Genomic DNA, 18,621 nt, shown 5'->3' on the forward strand with positions numbered 1-18,621 from the left:
AAACCCTGTTTCCTGTCAGCCCGATGCCAGATGACGCATTGCTGTATCATGGTGGTGCCGAAACATGTCCCAGATCCCATTCTCTACTGAATGGCCCATAATAAAAAGGGGATACGGCATCACATCTGGCCATCATCAAGCAAGGCCCTGTTCCCGGCAACACAATCCAGGATCAGTTCCACCCGCGCCACGGCGGAAGGAAGAGCCGGATCAAGGAAGAATTCCAGCTGGCCCGTCATCCTGTCACGCCCCGGCAGGGGCGGCAGCCGGGGGGGATATCCGGGCGGAGACACCAGCCTGGCCACGGCCGCAACCCGCACCCGTTCCCGCCACGCCATGCGCACGATCCCGATGCCCCGCACCTCCATCAAACCCGCAAGGACCGGTGGCGCGCTGGCCCATGATCCATTGAGGCAGACACGGTCATCGGCCACCAGATCAAAGCCCGCCTGTACCAGACGCAGCAGCAGGTCTGATTTGCCCACCCCGGATGGGCCGACAAGCAGGATGCCCTGCTCCCCCCGCGCGGCACAGGATGCATGGATCTGGGTGAGGTCACACATGCGCAAGGCTTAACGCAGCGCCATCAACAGAAGGAAAGAAATTTTTTTTATGGACAAAACATGACCACTTTGTGATTCTGCCGTTAATGGAAGAAAATACACCATTCCCCCCCCCGGCAGAGATCCAAATCCGGCATCTGACTGGCGCGGATCCCCAGACCGGCAGCTTTTCTCCCGAACTGTTCGCCCAGATCCGCCGGGCACTGGGGGCGGGTATGACCCGTCTGGCCGAACAGGGCATGACGGCGGAAAACGTGACCCGTATCATCTTCACGCTTTCTACCACCGATGGTTTCAATACCTGCTTCCCGCTGCTCAACGACCTGTTCAGCCAGACCTGCCCGGCAACCACGCTCAGGCTGGTCAATGAATTTTCACAGCCCGGACAGTTGGTGGCAATCGACCTGATCGCCCAGCCCGTGCACGACCCGTGCCATGGCCTAGAAACGGTCTAGCGGATTATTTTTGGAAATCGAGGAGAGTGGTGGAGCTGAGGGGAATCGAACCCCTGACCTCCTCATTGCGAACGAGGCGCTCTCCCATCTGAGCTACAGCCCCACAATCCTCGCGCGATAAATACCCCGCGTACGCGGCAAGTCAAGAAGCATTCTTGCCCCTGCCCGCTTTTTCTGTCCGCTACAGCGTGCTCATGGTGGTTGTATGGGAACCCTGCGGACACTAGATTCAGCTTTCCGTGCTTCATGAAAGTTGGCCCGTTGGTTTCCATCATTTTCAATCTGCTGTTTGAGCTTATCCAACTCTACACCTGGGTGGTGCTGGCGGCGTGCATCTTCAGCTTCCTGCTGGGGTTTGGCATCCTGGACCCGCGCAACCGGATCGTGTGGAACATCTCGAACTTCCTGTATCGCATGACAGAACCCGTCCTGCAGCCCATCCGCAACATGCTGCCCAACATCGCCAATATTGACCTCAGCCCGCTCGTGCTGCTGCTGCTGATCCAGTACGTGCTGACGCCGCTGCTGGCCAAAATCTACGGCATGCTTATGGTCGGAATTGCATAAATGCCATGGCTGCAGGCTATCGTCGCAGCCAGCGCGAAGGTTATGATCGGCCGAAGGCCGTGGGGTCCCGTCGGCCGGATTTCAGGAGTTGTGTTTAAATGAAAAAATCGAACCGTTTTCTGGCGATGATCGCAGCCCTGCCGCTCGCGGCGGCACTGTCGGGCGCACCGGCTCACGCTCAGGGTTTTGGCGGTCTGGGTGGCGGCTCCTCTTCCGGTGGGCTGGGTAATGCTGCGAGCCTGCTTTCGGGCAGCGGGATCAACATTCCCTCCGTCTCGTCCCTGCCCATGCCCAACGTCACGGGCCTGCTGAGCTACTGCGTGCAGAACAACTACCTGGACGGCAACAGTCCTTCCACGCTGCTGTCCTCGCTCAAGCAGAAATCCGGGCTTGATACATCAGGCAGCCAGTACTCCAACGGCCAGAACGGTATTCTCGATACCGGCAATGGCAACACCTTTTCGCTCTCCTCGCTTACGGGCAACCTGAAGCAGAAAATCACCAAGAAGGTGTGTAATGCGGTAATGAAGCAGGGCCAGTCCCTGCTTTAAGCCAGAACAGATGTGCCGCCCGTTCACTCAGAACGGGCGGACCACCACCATGATCACGATGATCATCATGAGAACGGTCGGCACTTCGTTTGCCATACGGTAGAACCGTTCGGGCCGCGTATTGCGGTCATTGGCAAAATCCCGCCGCCACCGCCCGCAGGCCCCGTTAAAACCCGCCATGGCCAGCACGCAGGCCAGCTTGGTCAGCCACCAGCCGGAATGCCAGTCCACCAGTCCCGGAATGGATGACAGCAGGCCACCAAAGACAAACGTGCTGATCATCGCAGGCGTGGTGATGAAGCGCAGCAGCTTGTATTCCATCACCTGGAATCGCGCGGACTCCGCCGATCCGGCTGCCACCTGGCAATGATAGACAAACAGGCGCGGCAGGTAGAACAGCCCCGCCATCCACGCAATGAACGACATGATGTGAAACGCCTTGAGCCACAGCATCCACGGCGCAAGCACGTCAAGCATGCGCGCCCTCTCCCCTGCCCTGGGTGGTCAGGATGCGGCGCAGCAGCGGCACGAATTCATCCAGATGCGCAATGCGCAGCAGCCCCGGCCATGTTGGTGCGGGCAGGTCGGCTGGGCGCAGCAGTACGCAGCCCATACCGGCTGCCTGTGCGGCGCGCGCTCCGGTATCGGTATCTTCCAGCACGATGCAGTTGCCAGGCGATACGCCCTGCGCCTTGGCTCCGGCCAGATAGACCGCAGGGTCAGGCTTGGGTTGGCCCATGTCACGCGCGGAATGGATGTATTGCGGTGCAATCAGCACATCCAGCCCCGTGCGGCCGAATTTGGCCTCCATCTCTGCTACCGAGGAATTAGAACCGATCCGATATGGCAGGCCGAGGCCTGCCACACCACGCAGCATGGCAGGGGCGCCATCAATGGTTTCCGCCTCATTGCGCATGAGGGTGACAAGGTTGCGCTGCATCCGCGCAGGCCAGTCCCCGGGTAGGGCGATGCCTTCCGCCTGCTCGATCTCGTGCTTGAGCGCGGTCAACGCGTGGCCTGCGAAGCGGTGGATGGCCTCATCATCACTGATCTCGCGGCCATACTGACGCAGGTCATGGGCAATCATGCGGCATGAAGGGCCTTCACTGTCGATCAGGACCCCGTCACAGTCAAAAATGACCAGTTCAAGCGCGCCATCGGGGCGCAGTGCGGCAGGCAGCATGTTCAGACATCCCTTATGGTGCGGATCAGGTCGCCCACATGTTCGGGCGGGGTGGAGGGGATCACGCCATGGCCAAGGTTGAACACATGGGGGCGCCCCTTCATGGCATCACGGATGGCGCGGGCTTCGGCGCGCATGCCTTCACCGCCTGCCAGCACGCGGATGGGGTCAAGATTGCCCTGTAGCACCAGCGTTTCGGGTACCTTTTCCGCCACGGCCTTCATGTCAGCCCCGGTATCGAGCGCCATGGCGTTCACGCCCGTTTTGTGCCCGTATTCGATGGCCATGAGCCCGCCCAGCCGGGGAAAGCCTATAACCGGCACGCCGGGGTGGCGGGCATTGATGATTTCGGTAATACGCCGCGCGGGTTCGATGACATGCTGGCGGAACTGCGAGGGCGGCAACAGGCCGGACCAGCTGTCAAACAGCATCACGGCTTCGGCCCCGGCTTCGATCTGGGCACAGAGCATGTCGGCTGTGGATGTGGTAAGCAGGTCAATCAGCCGGTCAAAGAAGACAGGATCAGTATAGGCCAGCCTGCGTGTCTCCTCGAACTCACGCGAACCATGACCTTCCACCATGTAGCAGGCCACCGTAAACGGCGCACCCGCGAACCCGATCAGCGTGACCTGTCCAGGTCTGGCCGGACCGATCGCCTCGGGTCCGTCAACAGCTTTGCGCAGCCGCCCCAGCGTTTCCATGACTGGCTGGACCGCTTTTGCAACGCGCTGGGGATCAAGACGCTCCAGATCCGCCATCGAGCGCACTGGCCCCAGCACCGGGCCGCGTCCATGCACAAACTCCAGCGACTGCCCCATCGCCCATGGCAGGATGAGGATATCGGAAAACAGGATGGCTCCATCCATGCCAAAACGGCGGATGGGCTGTAGCGTGATGTCCACCGCCATATCGGGGGTCATGCAACGGGTTATGAAATCGGCCTTTTCACGCAGGGCACGGAATTCTGGCAGGAACCGGCCCGCCTGTCGCATCAGCCATACCGGAGGTGGCCATGTTGCCTCTCCCAACAGGGTGGCGAGCAGGGGTTTGCGTGTTTCAGTCATTGATCCGTCGTTCTGTTTCGTTGTGGCCGGACTATCTCGTACTTTCCCAGCCACGGATAGCGGGCAGGGACAACGCGCGCGCCTCTTTCAAAACAATAAAAGAAAAGAGAAAGAAATTTTTTGAGGTGTTTTAAGTGCTGTGAGTCATGGGGTACCCACGTTTCCGAAAATGTACCCCACTTTTCCCACAGGGTGTACAGTTTCCGACTCCAAGGTTTTCCGTGGGTGTGGGCGGTTATCCAGATTGTACCGACATAAGGCTGTGTACAACCCACCGCGAATGGACCTGTACCCATTGTCCCCGGTACTCGGTACGACGGAGAATCATTTGGAGTACTATCCCCATGTACCCCAGTACTCCTGCTGCCCGAATTTTATCTTTCACTTCCACAGTACGGAACGCGTGATGGCTGACGACTCGAATTTAGTACTAAAACCCGCATCGTTACAGGCGGAGTCGCCGCCGATAGTACTCGCCAGCCGCTCCAGTGCACGGCGCGCCATGCTGGAATCGGCCGGGATCCGGGCGGCATACCGGGCCGCGGATGTGGATGAGCACGCCATTCGCACCACCTGCAGGGCGCAGGGGCTGGATGCCGACCGGACGGCACTCGAACTGGCCGGAGCAAAGGCACAGGCCATGACTGTCCCCCCCGGCACGCTCGTGATCGGGGCGGATCAGATACTGACGTGTAACGGCACATGGTTCGACAAGCCGACAGACAGGGCACAGGCGCGCACCCACCTCCGCCAGTTGCGCGGGCAGTCCCATACCCTGCATACGGCGGTGGTGATGATGCGGGATGGATGCACGGTGTGGCAGCATGTCGCCCGCCCCATGCTGCATATGCGCGCGTTCAGCGATACTTTTGTGGAGCGCTATCTCCAGCTTGAGGGGGATGCCATCCTGTCCTGCGTGGGGTGTTACCGGCTGGAGGGGCCGGGCATCCATCTTTTTTCACGCATTGAGGGAGAACATTCCGCCATTGTGGGTCTGCCATTGCTGCCCCTGCTCGGTGCCCTGCGGGCGCAGGGAAGTATCGTGCAATAAAATGATGGGAGGGGGTTGCATTGCCCGTGACGTATGGTTATACCCCGCGAACCGGACCACGGCAGGCTACAAGATCAGGTCAGCCGATGGAACAAGTGGGGCCATAGCTCAGTTGGGAGAGCGCCTGAATGGCATTCAGGAGGTCAGGGGTTCGACTCCCCTTGGCTCCACCAGATTCCTCATCTGGTACCCCCTAAATCAATATAAACTGCATACAGATTTTCTATCATGGTTGGTGTATTTTCATCACGCCTTGAAAGTTGTCTGAAAAGTATAAGAAAGTTTATGGCGAAGCTTTTTTCAAAAAGCTTCGAAAAATGTCGTGTTTCTTATCAATGGGTTGTTTCAAACAGTCTCTTAATGGGTTTGTAACGCCTGCCCGCTAAAAGCTGCATTCCAGAGTAATGAAACGAAAACCGCGCTGGCCCGTTAAGGGCAGCGCGGTTGCGGGGCAACCTGAATGCAGATCCATGTAAGGTATGAACGCCTGCCTATCGGTAATGGCCAGGCCCCGATTGTTCGGTGCCGATATGCCTGAGCACGGGCCTCTTCCTTCCCTTTTCCCACCTGTTGCGCCATCCGTATCAGCTGAAGATGGCGTGGTGTTTCGTTCCCTGCCGATCGAAGGTCCACTCCTGCTGGCCCCTGCGGCCCGCAATGGGCAGGTCAGCCGCCGCGCGGCCTGCGCGGCCCTTGTTCACGAGGGCATTGCCCTGAGCGAACATTTCATGCGTAGCGACCGGACCGAGCGGTATGACCGGCATGTCGTGCGCGGACTGTATTGTCAGGTACCGCCCCATGCGCAGGGCCGTCTCATGCAGTGCAGCCAGGGGGCTGTATGGGTGGTAGGCGTGGATGTGCGGACGGGTTCACCCAGCTTCGGGCAATGGGCGGGCGTTACCCTGAGTGCCGAAAATGCCTGCCAGTTCTGGCTTCCTCCCGGCTTCCTGCATGGTCTGTGTAGCCTGGCTGATGATACGGAGGTCAGGCACCGAGACACCCGGCCAGAGACGGCGGTATGTGCACGCACCATACGCTGGAATGACGAGACACTGGGCATTGAATGGCCGGTCAGGGATCATCAGGCCATCCTTTTGCAACCCGATGACCATGCCCCTTCCTTTGCCAATGTCATTGACTGGTTTCTTTACGGATGACGGCATGCCCGTCCGCTCAGGTGGAATGATCGAGTTCATCCAGTTCGATCAGTCCGGCCTCGCCGGTCTGGGGAGGGGGAATGACGGGCATGGCATGTTCCGTGGCCCGGTCGCCCGGATGCAGCCTGCGCACCACGGTAAAGGCGGTCATGACCGCGCAGGAGCCGAACAGCACGCTTCCCAGCACCTGGCCTACCTGCACCCCTCCGGGGCCGAATTTCATGCCGAACCAGACAAAGGGTATGGTCCCCAGTGTGGCCCGCCCCCAGTTAAACAGGGCAGAATAAAGCGGAAAGCCCAGATTGTTGAAGGCGGCATTGGCCACGAACAGCATGCCGATAAAGACATAACCCGCAATCGTCCAGTTGCAGAACAGGTGGATCAGCATGGCGGCGGTGCCCTGCGCGGAAAAGGCCCGGATCACCATGTCCTGAGTCAGGAACAGGATGGCCCATGTCAGCGCGACACACCCTGCCACCAGCCATAGCGAGGCCACCAGTGTTGCCCGCACCCGCTCCAGCCTGCCCGCGCCAAGGTTCTGGGACATGATGGGACCGACCGATCCCGTCAGTGCAAACACGAGCGCGAAGGCCACTGGCACGATTCGCTCAATGGTGGCCTGCCCCGCTATGGCCGCAAGTCCGAACCCTGCCATGGCGTGGGTGACGAATATGCTGCTGACCGGTGTGGCCAGGTTGGTCAGGATGGCAGGCATGGCCACCTGCCCCACCAGCTTCGTGTCGGTCAGCACATGCGTGCGGATGGGCCATGCCAGCAGGCCGTGCTGGCGGGCGCGGTGAAAGCCCATGAAGGCCACGAACCCGCGTGAAAACAGGGTGCTGATTGCCGCTCCCTCAAGCCCCAGTCCCAGCCCTATGATCAGCAGCGGGTCCAGTATGGCCGAAATCAGTGCACCCAGCAGCGTGACATTCATGGAAATGCGGGCAGCCCCTATGGCACGCAGCAGGCCCGAGCACCCCATGCCCGCCGCGATCAGCGGCAGGCCGGGCGATATGATCTCGAGAAAGGTGGCGGCCTGGCGCGCGGCTTCCCCGCCTGCGCCAAGCAGCGTCAGGATGGAGGTGGCCAACCACGCCGTGATCAGGCCGATCAGCAGGCAGAGCACCATCATGACAATACCGAACGAGGACGCGACGCGCCGTGCCTGCTCGATCCGACCCGCGCCGATCAGCCTACCGCTGATGGCCCCTATCCCGATCGACAGCCCGATGGAGACGGCGATCTGCACATAACTCACCACGCCCGAAAAGCCGATCGCCGCCGTAAGGGCCGGATTGCCCAGCCATGCAATGTAGAAAAGGTTCAGCAGGTCGACCACGAACACGGCCATGAGGCCGATGGCCCCGGTTCCTGCCATCACCACGACATGACGTAAGATACTGCCCGTGCAGAATTTGGCCTGAGGTCGTGGTGCGGGTTCTGCCCCCATTAGGGTGTCCTGTCTGCTGGGCGTTCGTGAGCTTTTTGCCAGTGTGGCGCCGATATGATGCGGGGCAATGAAATCCGGCACAAGGCCCCAGCCTGCACCGTTTTTTGTGCGATGGCAGGAAAGTGGCGCGTTGTTCTTTATATATTAACCGCACATTGTGCACTGCAAAATAACAGGAAGAATTGTGCAGTGCAAAAAAAGTAAAATCGTGTTTTTATTTATATTTATTGTTGACCTGTTAAAATAATTCTGCCATATAGAATTACACGAGGCCAGCAGGCTTCCATAAATACCAAAAATATCCGGTAAGAATACCGGGTTGGATGCTGTGCATAGATGCGTCAGTGTCCCACTGACAGGGTCTTCCTTTATTGGGAGGCCCTGTTTTTTTGCGTATGGCATAAGTAATGGGGAGCCATCCGTCTTTTACGCATCTGGTGCGTTCCGGCTTTCACTACGCTGTGGCGTGCTGGCGACCTGCTGGCACCATTTTTGTGTAGGGAGCCATACCCATGTCCAGACTGACTGCCGCCGAACGCAATGCTCTGCCTGATTCCGCCTTCGCCCTGCCCGGTCGGCGTTACCCCATACCCGATGTGACTCATGCACGCGATGCCCTGGCCCGCGCCAGCGAAATGCTGCATCGCGGTGACCTGACACAGGAAGAATACGATACGGTCGTGGCCCGCGCCCATGCCGTGCTGGAAAATGAATAGTCACGCATAAAAAAAGGGATGCGGACCTGCGCCCGCACTCCCTTTTGAGGCTGTTTGAAAAGCCTGTAATCGTAAAAAGTTTTTGGTGAAGCTTTTTTCAAAAAGCTTCAGGGAACACCGCCTTTTTGAAAAAAAGGCGGCACCCAAAAACTTTTATTCTTTTTATCAAGACATAGATGACGTGGGCTTCAGCCCGCCTTGTCCAGTTCCGCCTCAAGCTGCGGCAGGATAGTGAACAGATCGCCTACAATCCCGTAATCAGCCACCTGGAAGATCGGCGCTTCGGGGTCTTTGTTGACAGCCACGATCACCTTGCTGTCCTTCATGCCCGCAAGGTGCTGGATCGCCCCCGAGATACCCAGCGCGATATACAGTTCCGGCGCCACGATCTTGCCGGTCTGGCCAACCTGGTATTCGTTGGACACAAAGCCCTTGTCCACCGCTGCGCGGGAAGCGCCAATGGCGGCACCCAGCCGGTCGGCCAGCGGTTCGAGCAGCTTGAAGTTTTCCTCATTCTGCATGCCGTTACCGCCCGAGACCACAACACGGGCGGATTCCAGCTCCGGCCGCTCGGACTTGGACAGTTCGGTGCTGACAAAGGTCGAACCACCGGGGCCTGCGGGCAGGGTCACGTCCTCGATCACCGCATTGCCGCCCTCGGCCGCCACCGGCTCGAAGGAGGAGGCACGCACGGTGATCACCTTCTTCGCATCCGCCGATTTTACCGTTGCCAGCGCGCTGCCCGCATAGATCGGGCGGACAAAGGTGTCGGCATCGTTGATGGCCACGATATCAGGGATTGGCTGCACATCAAGCAGGGCCGCCGTACGCGGCAGCACGTTCTTGGCCGTGGCCGAAGACGTGGCGAGGATATGGGTATAACCATCCGCAAGCTGCGCCAGCAGGGCGGCAACCGGCTCTGCCAGTTCGCTGTTGCCGGTGGTATCGGTCACCTGCAGTACTTTCTTCACGCCGGGAATGGCCGCAGCCGAATTTGCGGCGGCTGCCGCGTCAGGGCCGGTGACCAGCACATCGACATCACCCAGCCTGGCCGCCGCCGCAATGGCCGAACGCGAAGCCTGCCGGATCACGCCGCCTTCATGGTCAAGGAAAACAAGTACGGTCATGATCAGATCACCTTTGCTTCGTTACGCAGACGCGACACCAGTTCCGCCGCCGAGTCGAGCTTGATGCCCGCCTTGCGTTCCGGTGGTTCTGTAACCGAGACCACGCTCAGGCGCGGCGTCATGTCCACGCCCAGGTCGGCCGGCGTGATCTTTTCCATAGGCTTCTTGCGTGCCTTCATGATGTTGGGCAGCGAGGCATAGCGCGGTTCGTTCAGGCGCAGGTCGGCGGTAATAATGGCAGGCAGCGCCAGCTTTACGGTCTGGGCGCCGCCATCAATCTCGCGGGTTACGGTAACCGCGCCATCGGCAACGTCCACCTTGGAGGCGAAGGTGGCCTGCGGGCGGTCCAGCAGTCCTGCCAGCATCTGGCCGGTGGCGTTCATGTCATCATCAATCGCCTGCTTGCCCAGAATCACAAGGTCAGGCTTTTCCTTTTCCACCAGCGCCTTGAGCACCTTGGCTACCGCCAGCGGTTCGGTCACCACGTCGGTTTCCACCAGAATGGAGCGGTCCGCACCCATGGCCATGGCCGTGCGCAGCGTGTCCTGCGCCTTGGCCTCGCCAATGGAGACGGCAATGATCTCGCTTACCACGCCTTTTTCCTTCAGGCGTACGGCTTCCTCGACCGCAATCTCATCAAACGGATTCATTGACATCTTGACGCCAGCGGTCTCCACGCCGGAACCATCGGCCTTCACGCGCGGCTTGATGTTGTAATCAATCACGCGCTTAACGGGTACAAGAACCTTCATTGCATATTTGCCTGTCTGTCTTCGGATAAGGGCAATCGGTGTGGCGGATACATACCGTACCCGCCGCCCAATTACATCCCACCCGGATAGTTCGGCCCACCTGAACCCTCCGGCGTGACCCAGTCTATGTTCTGGGTCGGGTCCTTGATGTCACAGGTCTTGCAGTGCACGCAGTTCTGGGCGTTGATTTGCAGCTTCGGATCGGTCTCTTCATCGGCTACTTCATACACGCCCGCCGGGCAGTAACGACTTTCGGGTGCGCGGAACACGTCCCAGTTCACCGTCTTCCACAGCGCCATATTGCGGACCTTCAGGTGGACGGGTTGGTCCTCCTCATGGTTGGTACTGGACAGGAACACGGACGAGAGGCGGTCGAAGGTGATTTTGCCGTCCGGCCTGGGGTAGTCGATCCTGGGTGAGATCGAGGCGGGTTCCAGTACCTCGTTATCGGCATGGCGAGTGTGCAGCGTCCACGGTGCGCGGCCACGCAGCAGCATGGCGTCGATGCCGGAATACAGCGCGCCGCCCTTCATGCCGAATTTGGCGAAGGCCGGGCGGATATTGCGCACTGCACGCAATTCGTCCCACAGCCACGAATCCTTGACGCGCCGGGTGTAGGAGCCGGGTTCGACCCGGTTGGTGGCCAGTGCTTCGGCCACAGCTTCGGCGGCCAGCATGCCGGACTTCATGGCCGTATGGGTACCCTTGATCTTGGGCACGTTGAGGAAACCTGCCGTATCACCGATCAGCGCCCCACCGGGGAAGGTCAGGCGCGGGATGGACTGGATGCCGCCTTCGGACAGGGCGCGCGCGCCATAGGCGATGCGGCGTCCACCCTCGAAATACGGGCGGAAGGCCGGGTGCAGCTTCACGCGCTGCATCTCATCAAACGGGGAGAGCCATGTGTTGGGGTAATCCAGCCCCACCACAAACCCGTAGGAGACGAGGTTTTCCCCAAAATGGTACATCCACGCTCCGCCATAGGTCCGGTCATCAAGCGGCCAGCCAAAGCTGTGCTGCACCAGGCCGGGGCGGTGCATTTCCTTGGGGATTTCCCACAGTTCCTTGATGCCCAGCCCGTAGGTCTGCGGGTCCACGCCCTTGCGCAGGTTGTACATCGCGGTGACCTGCTTGGTCAGCGAGCCGCGGCAGCCTTCGGCGAACAGGGTATATTTCGCGCGCAGTTCCATGCCCGGCGCGTAATTGTCACCCGGCTTGCCGTCACGGCCCACGCCCATGTCACCCGTGGCTACACCGGTCACGCGGCCGCTGTCATCCACCAGCACTTCGGCACCGGCAAAGCCGGGATAGATCTCGACGCCGAGTTCCTCCGCCCGGCCCGCAAGCCAGCGGCACAGGTCGCCCAGGCTGGTGATGTAGTTGCCGTGGTTGCTCATATGCGGCATCACACGCTCAAGGTAGGGCACTTCCATGCTGCCCGTCCGGGTCAGGTAGAGCATCTGCTCTTCTGTCACTGGCGTGTTGAGCGGGGCGCCTTCCTCACGCCAGTGGGGCAGGAGTTCTTCCAGCGCACGCGGCTCGATCACGGCACCGGACAGAATATGGGCGCCAATCTCGCTGCCTTTTTCGATCAGGCAAACACTGGCCTCCGGGGCGACCTGTCGCAGCCGGATCGCGGCAGCCAGCCCCGACGGGCCGCCACCAACGATGACGACATCGAATTCCATAGTCTCGCGCGTGGTCTCGCTCATACCTCTGTTGTCCTCTTGCGTCATGACCGGGATGACATGGGATAAAAGTTACACCGGGTAGACGTGCTTCCTAGAACCGTTTGGTGCCTGAATAAAGGCTTGTCATGCATTCCGTTTCCGCTGGGGCGCAATCTGGCTTTTCCCGGCATGCATGGGTGGGCATGGCCAGTTCGTCCGTAGCTTCCCATTCGGGGCCGACGTAATTGACGATGAGCGTGCGCCGCACGCCGTTCAGTGGCCGCGGCACGAAGCCATGCCATGACCGGGCGGACGGGATGAACAGCAACCCGGAATTAAACGCGCCCGATGCACGGGCCACGGGTATGCCCCCGGCCGTCATGATGTCCGTGCCCCACTGTGCTGCCTGCGCCCCCATGGAAAGCGCTATGAGCAGCGTCAGCCGCTTGGCGCCGATATCGGTATGGGGTTCGAGCCAGAACCCGTTGGTATCAAGGCACAGTTCAAGGCGCAGGGCGGCGTGTTCAAGGCGTGCTGCGCATTGGGTGCTGAACGCAGCACGGGTCTGCGGAGCATCAAACAGCCGGGCCAGACGGTCCATGGCGGGACTTGTCGCGCGCAGGGCCGGGGTGATGAACAGTCGCTGCCCGTTGCGCCCTGACCGCTGGCCGCCACTATCTCCGCCGATAAATCGCGCATCGGGCCGCCATGCCATCAGGGCTGTGGCCACCGGGGCGGGCAGTACGTCGTGCAACTGCCAGTGGGGATAAGGCCATTCAGTGGTTGGGCTGGCCTGCAGGGCGGCAATGACGCAGTTGGTTTGCATGGCGCTATTCATGTTGCGGTATACAAAGGAATAGAAGTTTTTGGGTGCCGCCTTTTTTCAAAAAGGCGGCATTCTTTAAAGCTTTTTGAAAAAAGCTTCACCAAAAACTTCTTTACGGTTTTTCGGGCTACAGGGCGCTGGCGTGGCGGGTGGCGCTGCCAGCATCCAGATAGCGGTCAAACACGGCGGCCACATGCCGCACAAAGGGCCGTCCTTTATCCGTAACCCGGATCTGGTAGCCTGTGACCTGTACCAGCCCGTCATCCGCCATCGGGGCCAGACGGGTCAGTTCGGGGTCCAGGCTGCTGGCAGGCAGGCCGTGGCATGAGGCAATCTGATCCAGATCGACCTGCAGGGTGCACATCACCTGTTCTATGATAGCGGCACGCAAGCGGTCATCGGCATCCAGCGCCACACCGCGTACAACCGGCAGGCTGTCGGTATCCTGTGCCATGAGCCGGGCATAGGCTGCGGACGAGACGGCATTCTGCGTCATGCCGCCCGGCAGGGCTGAAATGGCGGATGCGCCGACCCCGATCAGGGCAGCGGCGGCATCAACCGTGTAACCCTGGAAATTGCGGTGCAGCGTGCCTTTGGCCATGGCGTAGGCCATGCTGTCGGTCGGGCTTGCGTAATGGTCCAGCCCTACGGGCAGGAAGCCCTCCGCGTGCAGCACGCCATCAATGGCTTCACGTTGCGCCACGCGCTGGGCGGGATCAGGCAACTGGCCCGTGGGCATCAGGGACTGGCGCTTCTGTTTCCATGGTACATGGGCATAGCCGAACACGGCCAGCCGGTCGGGATGCAGGCTGGCCACGGCTTGTGCCGTGCGGGCAACACCTGTCGTATCCTGTCGGGGCAGGCCGTAGATCAGGTCGATATTGATTGACCCCACCCCTGCCGCGCGTAGGGCATGCAGGCAGTCACGCGTCTGTTCCCAGGTCTGGATGCGTCCGCAGGCTTCCTGCACATCGGGGTCCAGATCCTGCACGCCCATGCTGGCGCGGTTGAAGCCCAGTTCATGCAGCAGCGCAGGATACCCGGTCGGCAGGTGGCGGGGGTCGACCTCAATGCTGATCTCGGCATCGGGCAGGATGATGAAGTTCTGGCGTATGGCCTGCATGACCCGGCGCATCGTGCCAGCGGGCAGCGTGGTGGGCGTGCCGCCCCCCCATTGCAGGTGGCTGATGCGGCGCTGCGGGCCGATGATGGCCACAATCCGGCGCAGTTCTTCCAGCAGCAGCGCGCCATAGGCGGCGCGGGCATTCGCATTGCGCAGTACGGCGGTATTGCACCCGCAGAACCGGCACAGCGTGTCACAGAAGGGAACGTGAAGATAAAGGGAAAGTGGCTGCGAGGCCGGCAGCGCGGAGAGCCATTCGCGGCTGTCCGCAGGGCCCACCGCATCGCTGAACTGCGCGGCGGTGGGGTAGCTGGTATAACGCGGCAGGTTGCCCCCGTAGCGCGAAAGCAGGGTGCTGTCCGCCGCGTTCATGCGATCAGAACCGGTAGGCGATACCAGCGGAGACGACGGTCGGGTCAAGCGAGTCGTGGGCCTTGATGCGGGTGGCGGGGTTGTTGCCATCTTCGTTTGCCCAGGCGTGCATGCGCACGAACATCTGCTTGACGTCGAAGTTGAAGAACCAGTTGCCAACCAGCTGGTAATCCACACCGGCATTGATGGACGGGCCACCGGTGAAGCCGGAGTTCAGGCGCTGAATGGTCGGGCCATTGGGGTTCATGTTGTGGAACCACATGAACGTGCCGCCAACACCCACATACGGGTTCAGGCGCTTGTGCGGACGGAAGTGCCACGCAACGGTAATGGTGGGGGGCAGGACCCACGCGCTGCCGACGTCCAGCTTGCTGGGGGAGCCAAGCGCACCACCTTCGGCCGAGACTTCATGGCGGGTGCTGGTGGCAATCAGGTCCAGCGAGATGTTGTCGGTCACGAAGTATTCGAACGTCAGTTCCGGCATGACCTGATTGGTGGTCTTGACGCGCGTGCCGGCGAGTGCCTGACCACCAACCCAGACCTTGCTGTCACGATCTTCGGGCAGCACGCCCACGGCGGACAGGCGGATCATGAAGTCACCGCGGCCCAGGCCGATCTTGGTGGAGGCACAGGTCTGGAAGATGCCGCAATGACCCTTGGGCTGCGCCACGGCAACGGGGTTGGCAATCGGGGCATTGACGTAAGTGGAAGGTGTGGCGGTCTGCGCATGGACCGCAACGGGTGCGAGGGCCGCAGCACCCAGTGCTGCCGACATGGCGTATTTGCGAATGTTCTTCATCGTGTGCAGACCTTGATTCGTTTCATCCGTTGTGAATGCGGACGATGTTAGGAATATTCAACCTGATTTGATCAGTGCAGAAATCACGGCCACCTAGCATCGGGCTTTGATATGAATCAATCAAAGACCCTGAAGTATTTGCTTGTTACGGTCCAGGCGGACTGTTCTTTCGGTAATGTGGCCGGATGAACACAGTTTCCGTACCGTGCTGTCCCGGTTGAGCACGGGTTTACTATAGGAAAATGTTCGTATTGCAGTACAGCCCAACTCACGTGCCAGGATTTCCATGGCGGGTAGCAGGGCATTCATGATCTGCTGTTCCTGCGTATAGCTGAGTGCGATGATGTAATCGGAGGTCAGTGTATCGCCCGAGCACAGGTCGAAGCCGCGCCGGAACGTGGCCATGCCGCATGGCGGGCGTGCGGGGCCATAGCGGGCAACCAGCATGCCTTCACGCACACGGGGGCCGGAACGGGCCAGCCTGCGGCCGATCCGCCCCCATTCCTGCAGGGTGATGTGGGGGAAGGAAATCCGGATCAGAGGGTATAGCAACGGCACGTCCGCAGGCTCCAGTCGTCTGACCATGGGCGGTGGGGGAGCGTGCACGCAGCTGGATTTCCTCAGGCTGGAATTTTTTATGAAGACTTGCAGTGTTTACCGTATATTCGCCTTTGGCATGCATTGATTTACATCAAACCATCCGCCATACTCCTGACTCTTGGCAAATGCATTTGAGTGTATTTCTAGGGGGCCAGGGCATCTCCGGTTACTCGAGGCGCCGGAACGCAGGCGCCTGAGAGTGATTGGAAATAATGATGTCGGATATGCCTTCGTGTCAGTTTGAATCAAGGCCTCGGCGTATCGTGATCGGGTCGTCTGGTGTGCAGACGGATTTTTGCTCCACCTGTAGCGTGCGACCCAACAGTATATGCAGCGTGATCGAACCGGGTGACATTTCGCGCCTGTCGGAAGTGGCGGTGGAAGCCATTGTTCCCCCCGGTCGCGGCTTCATAGAAGAGGGCGCGCCTGCTACCGATTTTTTCAATGTCACCTCCGGCACGGTCAAGCTTTTCAAGGCCCTGCCTGACGGGCGCCGCCAGATCACGGGTTTCGCGGCACCCGGTCATTTCCTCGGGCTTGCGGTATCGGACAGTTATGCCTTTGGCGCGGAAGCGGTCGATACGGTGCGTGTCTGCCGCTTCTCGCGTGAGAAGATGACCGAACTGCTCGATGACTTTCCCAAGCTTGAGCGCCGCCTGCTTGAAGAGGCGTCTAACGAACTCGTCGCCGCCCAGAACCAGATGCTGCTGCTGGGTCGCAAGACCGCGCGCGAGCGGGTGGCCAGCTTCCTGCTGGACCAGATGCAGACGGGCGTGCTGCCGGGGCAGGATGGCAATGGTGGTCGCCTGCACCTGCCCATGACGCGCGGCGACATTGCCGACTACCTTGGCCTGACCATCGAAACCGTCAGCCGCACGCTTAGCTGGATGCGTGCCCAGGGCATGATCGAGGTGGGTAAGGGCTATGCCATTACCATCGTGTCAATAGCCAAGCTTGAAGTGCTGGCCGCAGGTAACGGCTAGAGCAGATCCTGTTTCAATCTGTGCATTCAGACAGGTGAAGATGCTGGTAAAACAGTAGACCAGTGCATGTTCACCGAACTGGTTCTTTGGTGGACATGCTCTAATCGTCCTGCCCTTCCGGGGGCAGGGTGCTCTCGGGCAGGCGCGGTTTGGGCGTGGCCGTACGCGCGGGTCCGCCCACGATATGGCCGATGGGGGTCAGGATATCTACATGGTCACAGATAATCTTGAACACGGCCAGCAGCGGCACGGACAGGAACGCGCCAAAGATACCCCATAGCCAGTCCCAGAACATGAGCGATGCCATGACCAGCACCGGGTTGAGCGTGAAGCGCCGCGCCAGCACCATGGGGGTGATGGTCTCGCCCTCCGTCAGGTGGATGCACAGGTAGATGGCCGGTGGTAGCAGCGCCTGCCAGACCGATGGGTAAACGAACAGCCCGACAAGGAAATAGATGATGATGCCCATCATCGGCCCGATGATGGGGATGTAGTTGAGCAGGAACGCCACCACTCCCCACAGCAGCGGGTTGGGCATGCCCAGCAGCCAGCACTGGACCATGTTCACCAGCCCCACGAGGCTGTTGATGATGGTGATGGTGGCCAGGTACTGCGAGACATTGCGCTCGATCTGGTAGGCGATCTGCACCGCGCGCCGTTTGTCGGCAAAGGTGGGCATGATCTCCACAAAGCGCCTGAGCAGGCTGTCCCCCTGCGCGAGCAGGAAGAACAGCATCAGAATCATAGTGAAGAACTGCCCCATGAACGCCTGCGTGCCCAGCAGGATGGAAGAGCTGAAGCGGTCCAGCCCCCCTGTGGCGGTGGGGGAGGCGACAACGATCACCTGCCCGCTTGCCGTCGTGGCCGTGGAGGCTGAGGGTTCGCCATGACCGTTCGCGATGGTCATGAAATTGTGGATACGTTCGGACGCGCTGGTTAGCAGCTGGAACGGCCCGCGCAGGAAGGCCAGCCTGTCACGCAGGGTATTGAGCGCATCGGGCGCGCGCTCCAGCCACCCGGTGGCTGGCACGGAAATAGCGGTGCCCACCGCACCCACCATGCCAAACACGCACAGGATCAGGCACAGCGCCGCCAGTGGTTTGGGCAGGCGCAGGCGCATGTGCAAAAAGCGTAGCGGCGTTGACAGCAGCAGGTTGACCACCAGCGCCAGGATCATGGGCAGGATGATGGCAGAGGCAAAATACAGCGTGTAGAAAACCGCCAGCACGCTGAGCAGTAGCAGGCAGGCAGTGCGTGTATCGATCCGGCTGTGGCGCATGGCTTCGTTGGCGCGCTGTTGCTGGATTTGCTCGTAGGAAGGGAGAGTAGGCTCGGTCTCGGGCGGCATCGATCAGGTCCTGGCGTGTGGCTGGCGTGGCGTGTTGCGGCCAGCGCGCCTGCGGTGCCGGACCGGCCTTGTGTCCGTGCTGTACCCTTTATGACGGTACCGTAAGCTTACGACCAAGGATTTTGGCACATCCCCGCTACGCAGCCATTGCAAGGGCATGGCGGGTACACGCTAACGTGAATTTTATCGCCGCCCATGGAGGGACTCAGTGCTTGAAAGCACGGTTGGACAGGGATCAAATACCACGGAGGGAAGGCGCCTGCC

General features: G+C 60.3%; 20 protein-coding genes and 2 tRNA genes. 8 read left to right on the forward strand and 14 right to left on the reverse strand.

The genetic code is table 11. The features are described from left to right. Window positions 1-119 precede the first annotated feature (119 nt). Entirely contained in the window at window positions 120-563 is a 444-nt protein-coding gene (locus GLX_RS09365; RefSeq protein WP_014105728.1) for an HPr kinase/phosphorylase, read from the reverse strand. Between the two features lie 71 nt (window positions 564-634). On the opposite strand from GLX_RS09365, the gene GLX_RS09370 reads away from it, so the two are divergent. After that, complete coding sequence (locus GLX_RS09370) at window positions 635-1,018, forward strand: RidA family protein (RefSeq protein WP_231850318.1); 384 nt, start codon at window positions 635-637, stop codon at window positions 1,016-1,018. A gap of 27 nt (window positions 1,019-1,045) precedes the next feature. On the opposite strand, the gene GLX_RS09375 is transcribed toward GLX_RS09370, so the two are convergent. Next, window positions 1,046-1,121, reverse strand: a tRNA-Ala gene (locus GLX_RS09375). Window positions 1,122-1,264: 143 nt separating this feature from the next. On the opposite strand from GLX_RS09375, the gene GLX_RS09380 reads away from it, so the two are divergent. Beyond that, window positions 1,265-1,585 carry a YggT family protein gene (locus tag GLX_RS09380; RefSeq protein ID WP_014105730.1) on the forward strand — a complete coding sequence of 107 codons (321 nt, stop codon included), beginning with the start codon at window positions 1,265-1,267 and terminating at the stop codon, window positions 1,583-1,585. A gap of 98 nt (window positions 1,586-1,683) precedes the next feature. Beyond that, the gene (locus GLX_RS09385; RefSeq protein ID WP_014105731.1) at window positions 1,684-2,136 is read left to right on the forward strand and encodes a YjjA family protein; all 453 of its coding nucleotides are present in this window, start codon (window positions 1,684-1,686) and stop codon (window positions 2,134-2,136) included. A 27-nt stretch (window positions 2,137-2,163) separates the two neighbouring features. Here GLX_RS09385 and hemJ read toward each other — a convergent pair whose 3' ends face one another. Genes hemJ through hemE form a run of 3 tightly spaced genes read right to left on the reverse strand, consistent with a single transcriptional unit; the run spans window position 2,164 to window position 4,383 of the window. Beyond that, window positions 2,164-2,613 carry a protoporphyrinogen oxidase HemJ gene (hemJ, locus tag GLX_RS09390; protein ID WP_014105732.1) on the reverse strand — a complete coding sequence of 150 codons (450 nt, stop codon included), beginning with the start codon at window positions 2,611-2,613 and terminating at the stop codon, window positions 2,164-2,166. Beyond that, entirely contained in the window at window positions 2,606-3,319 is a 714-nt protein-coding gene (locus GLX_RS09395) for an HAD family hydrolase (protein WP_014105733.1), read from the reverse strand. The genes hemJ and GLX_RS09395 overlap by 8 nt, the downstream gene beginning before the upstream one ends. Window positions 3,320-3,321: 2 nt before the next feature. Next, the gene (gene hemE / locus GLX_RS09400) at window positions 3,322-4,383 is read right to left on the reverse strand and encodes a uroporphyrinogen decarboxylase (protein WP_014105734.1); all 1,062 of its coding nucleotides are present in this window, start codon (window positions 4,381-4,383) and stop codon (window positions 3,322-3,324) included. Window positions 4,384-4,789: 406 nt separating this feature from the next. On the opposite strand from hemE, the gene GLX_RS17290 reads away from it, so the two are divergent. From GLX_RS17290 to rfbC, 3 genes are all read left to right on the forward strand, one after another. Next, window positions 4,790-5,434 carry a Maf family protein gene (locus GLX_RS17290; protein ID WP_231850319.1) on the forward strand — a complete coding sequence of 215 codons (645 nt, stop codon included), beginning with the start codon at window positions 4,790-4,792 and terminating at the stop codon, window positions 5,432-5,434. A gap of 97 nt (window positions 5,435-5,531) precedes the next feature. Next, window positions 5,532-5,607, forward strand: a tRNA-Ala gene (locus GLX_RS09410). 426 nt (window positions 5,608-6,033) lie between these two features. Next, window positions 6,034-6,591 (forward strand): dTDP-4-dehydrorhamnose 3,5-epimerase, encoded by a 558-nt coding sequence (gene rfbC / locus GLX_RS09415; protein WP_231850320.1) that lies wholly within the window; start codon window positions 6,034-6,036, stop codon window positions 6,589-6,591. Between the two features lie 16 nt (window positions 6,592-6,607). Here rfbC and GLX_RS09420 read toward each other — a convergent pair whose 3' ends face one another. Next, window positions 6,608-8,041 carry an MATE family efflux transporter gene (locus GLX_RS09420; protein WP_014105737.1) on the reverse strand — a complete coding sequence of 478 codons (1,434 nt, stop codon included), beginning with the start codon at window positions 8,039-8,041 and terminating at the stop codon, window positions 6,608-6,610. Between the two features lie 512 nt (window positions 8,042-8,553). On the opposite strand from GLX_RS09420, the gene GLX_RS09425 reads away from it, so the two are divergent. Next, entirely contained in the window at window positions 8,554-8,757 is a 204-nt protein-coding gene (locus GLX_RS09425) for a hypothetical protein (protein WP_007397246.1), read from the forward strand. 188 nt (window positions 8,758-8,945) lie between these two features. Here the strand turns inward: GLX_RS09425 and GLX_RS09430 are convergent, their stop codons facing one another. The 7 genes from GLX_RS09430 to GLX_RS09460 all read right to left on the reverse strand — a co-directional run bounded on the left by GLX_RS09430 (window position 8,946) and on the right by GLX_RS09460 (window position 16,011). Then, a complete protein-coding gene (locus tag GLX_RS09430; protein ID WP_014105738.1) occupies window positions 8,946-9,884 on the reverse strand; it encodes an electron transfer flavoprotein subunit alpha/FixB family protein in 939 nt (312 codons plus the stop codon). A 2-nt stretch (window positions 9,885-9,886) separates the two neighbouring features. After that, window positions 9,887-10,636: an electron transfer flavoprotein subunit beta/FixA family protein gene (locus GLX_RS09435; RefSeq protein WP_014105739.1), complete on the reverse strand. Its 750-nt coding sequence runs from the start codon at window positions 10,634-10,636 to the stop codon at window positions 9,887-9,889. A gap of 71 nt (window positions 10,637-10,707) precedes the next feature. Further along, window positions 10,708-12,348: an electron transfer flavoprotein-ubiquinone oxidoreductase gene (locus GLX_RS09440; protein WP_041247325.1), complete on the reverse strand. Its 1,641-nt coding sequence runs from the start codon at window positions 12,346-12,348 to the stop codon at window positions 10,708-10,710. Window positions 12,349-12,418: 70 nt separating this feature from the next. After that, a complete protein-coding gene (locus GLX_RS09445; protein ID WP_231850321.1) occupies window positions 12,419-13,132 on the reverse strand; it encodes a 2OG-Fe(II) oxygenase in 714 nt (237 codons plus the stop codon). A 127-nt stretch (window positions 13,133-13,259) separates the two neighbouring features. Then, a complete protein-coding gene (gene hemN, locus GLX_RS09450; RefSeq protein WP_014105742.1) occupies window positions 13,260-14,627 on the reverse strand; it encodes an oxygen-independent coproporphyrinogen III oxidase in 1,368 nt (455 codons plus the stop codon). Window positions 14,628-14,631: 4 nt separating this feature from the next. Then, a complete protein-coding gene (locus GLX_RS09455; protein WP_014105743.1) occupies window positions 14,632-15,426 on the reverse strand; it encodes an OmpW/AlkL family protein in 795 nt (264 codons plus the stop codon). 120 nt (window positions 15,427-15,546) lie between these two features. Next, window positions 15,547-16,011: a hypothetical protein gene (locus GLX_RS09460; protein WP_014105744.1), complete on the reverse strand. Its 465-nt coding sequence runs from the start codon at window positions 16,009-16,011 to the stop codon at window positions 15,547-15,549. 230 nt (window positions 16,012-16,241) lie between these two features. Between GLX_RS09460 and GLX_RS09465 the strand changes: the two genes are divergently transcribed. After that, window positions 16,242-17,009, forward strand: coding sequence for a Crp/Fnr family transcriptional regulator (locus GLX_RS09465; RefSeq protein ID WP_014105745.1), 768 nt, complete (start codon window positions 16,242-16,244; stop codon window positions 17,007-17,009). A gap of 100 nt (window positions 17,010-17,109) precedes the next feature. On the opposite strand, the gene GLX_RS09470 is transcribed toward GLX_RS09465, so the two are convergent. Beyond that, the gene (locus tag GLX_RS09470; protein ID WP_014105746.1) at window positions 17,110-18,357 is read right to left on the reverse strand and encodes an AI-2E family transporter; all 1,248 of its coding nucleotides are present in this window, start codon (window positions 18,355-18,357) and stop codon (window positions 17,110-17,112) included. Between the last annotated feature and the right edge of the window lie 264 nt (window positions 18,358-18,621).

The sequence above is a fragment of the Komagataeibacter medellinensis NBRC 3288 genome, from assembly GCF_000182745.2.
Lineage (GTDB): Bacteria > Pseudomonadota > Alphaproteobacteria > Acetobacterales > Acetobacteraceae > Komagataeibacter > Komagataeibacter medellinensis.

What these genes read in the sequence shown, in the direction of transcription:
- GLX_RS09365 (WP_014105728.1), bottom strand. Translation starts at nt 563, where the DNA reads ATGTGTGACCTCACCCAGATCCATGCATCCTGTGCCGCGCGGGGGGAG.
- GLX_RS09380 (WP_014105730.1), top strand. Translation starts at nt 1,265, where the DNA reads ATGAAAGTTGGCCCGTTGGTTTCCATCATTTTCAATCTGCTGTTTGAG.
- GLX_RS09385 (WP_014105731.1), top strand. Translation starts at nt 1,684, where the DNA reads ATGAAAAAATCGAACCGTTTTCTGGCGATGATCGCAGCCCTGCCGCTC.
- hemJ (WP_014105732.1), bottom strand. Translation starts at nt 2,613, where the DNA reads ATGCTTGACGTGCTTGCGCCGTGGATGCTGTGGCTCAAGGCGTTTCAC.
- GLX_RS09395 (WP_014105733.1), bottom strand. Translation starts at nt 3,319, where the DNA reads ATGCTGCCTGCCGCACTGCGCCCCGATGGCGCGCTTGAACTGGTCATT.
- hemE (WP_014105734.1), bottom strand. Translation starts at nt 4,383, where the DNA reads ATGACTGAAACACGCAAACCCCTGCTCGCCACCCTGTTGGGAGAGGCA.
- GLX_RS17290 (WP_231850319.1), top strand. Translation starts at nt 4,790, where the DNA reads ATGGCTGACGACTCGAATTTAGTACTAAAACCCGCATCGTTACAGGCG.
- GLX_RS09420 (WP_014105737.1), bottom strand. Translation starts at nt 8,041, where the DNA reads ATGGGGGCAGAACCCGCACCACGACCTCAGGCCAAATTCTGCACGGGC.
- GLX_RS09425 (WP_007397246.1), top strand. Translation starts at nt 8,554, where the DNA reads ATGTCCAGACTGACTGCCGCCGAACGCAATGCTCTGCCTGATTCCGCC.
- GLX_RS09430 (WP_014105738.1), bottom strand. Translation starts at nt 9,884, where the DNA reads ATGACCGTACTTGTTTTCCTTGACCATGAAGGCGGCGTGATCCGGCAG.
- GLX_RS09435 (WP_014105739.1), bottom strand. Translation starts at nt 10,636, where the DNA reads ATGAAGGTTCTTGTACCCGTTAAGCGCGTGATTGATTACAACATCAAG.
- GLX_RS09440 (WP_041247325.1), bottom strand. Translation starts at nt 12,348, where the DNA reads ATGAGCGAGACCACGCGCGAGACTATGGAATTCGATGTCGTCATCGTT.
- GLX_RS09445 (WP_231850321.1), bottom strand. Translation starts at nt 13,132, where the DNA reads ATGCAAACCAACTGCGTCATTGCCGCCCTGCAGGCCAGCCCAACCACT.
- hemN (WP_014105742.1), bottom strand. Translation starts at nt 14,627, where the DNA reads ATGAACGCGGCGGACAGCACCCTGCTTTCGCGCTACGGGGGCAACCTG.
- GLX_RS09455 (WP_014105743.1), bottom strand. Translation starts at nt 15,426, where the DNA reads ATGAAGAACATTCGCAAATACGCCATGTCGGCAGCACTGGGTGCTGCG.
- GLX_RS09460 (WP_014105744.1), bottom strand. Translation starts at nt 16,011, where the DNA reads ATGGTCAGACGACTGGAGCCTGCGGACGTGCCGTTGCTATACCCTCTG.
- GLX_RS09465 (WP_014105745.1), top strand. Translation starts at nt 16,242, where the DNA reads ATGTCGGATATGCCTTCGTGTCAGTTTGAATCAAGGCCTCGGCGTATC.
- GLX_RS09470 (WP_014105746.1), bottom strand. Translation starts at nt 18,357, where the DNA reads ATGCCGCCCGAGACCGAGCCTACTCTCCCTTCCTACGAGCAAATCCAG.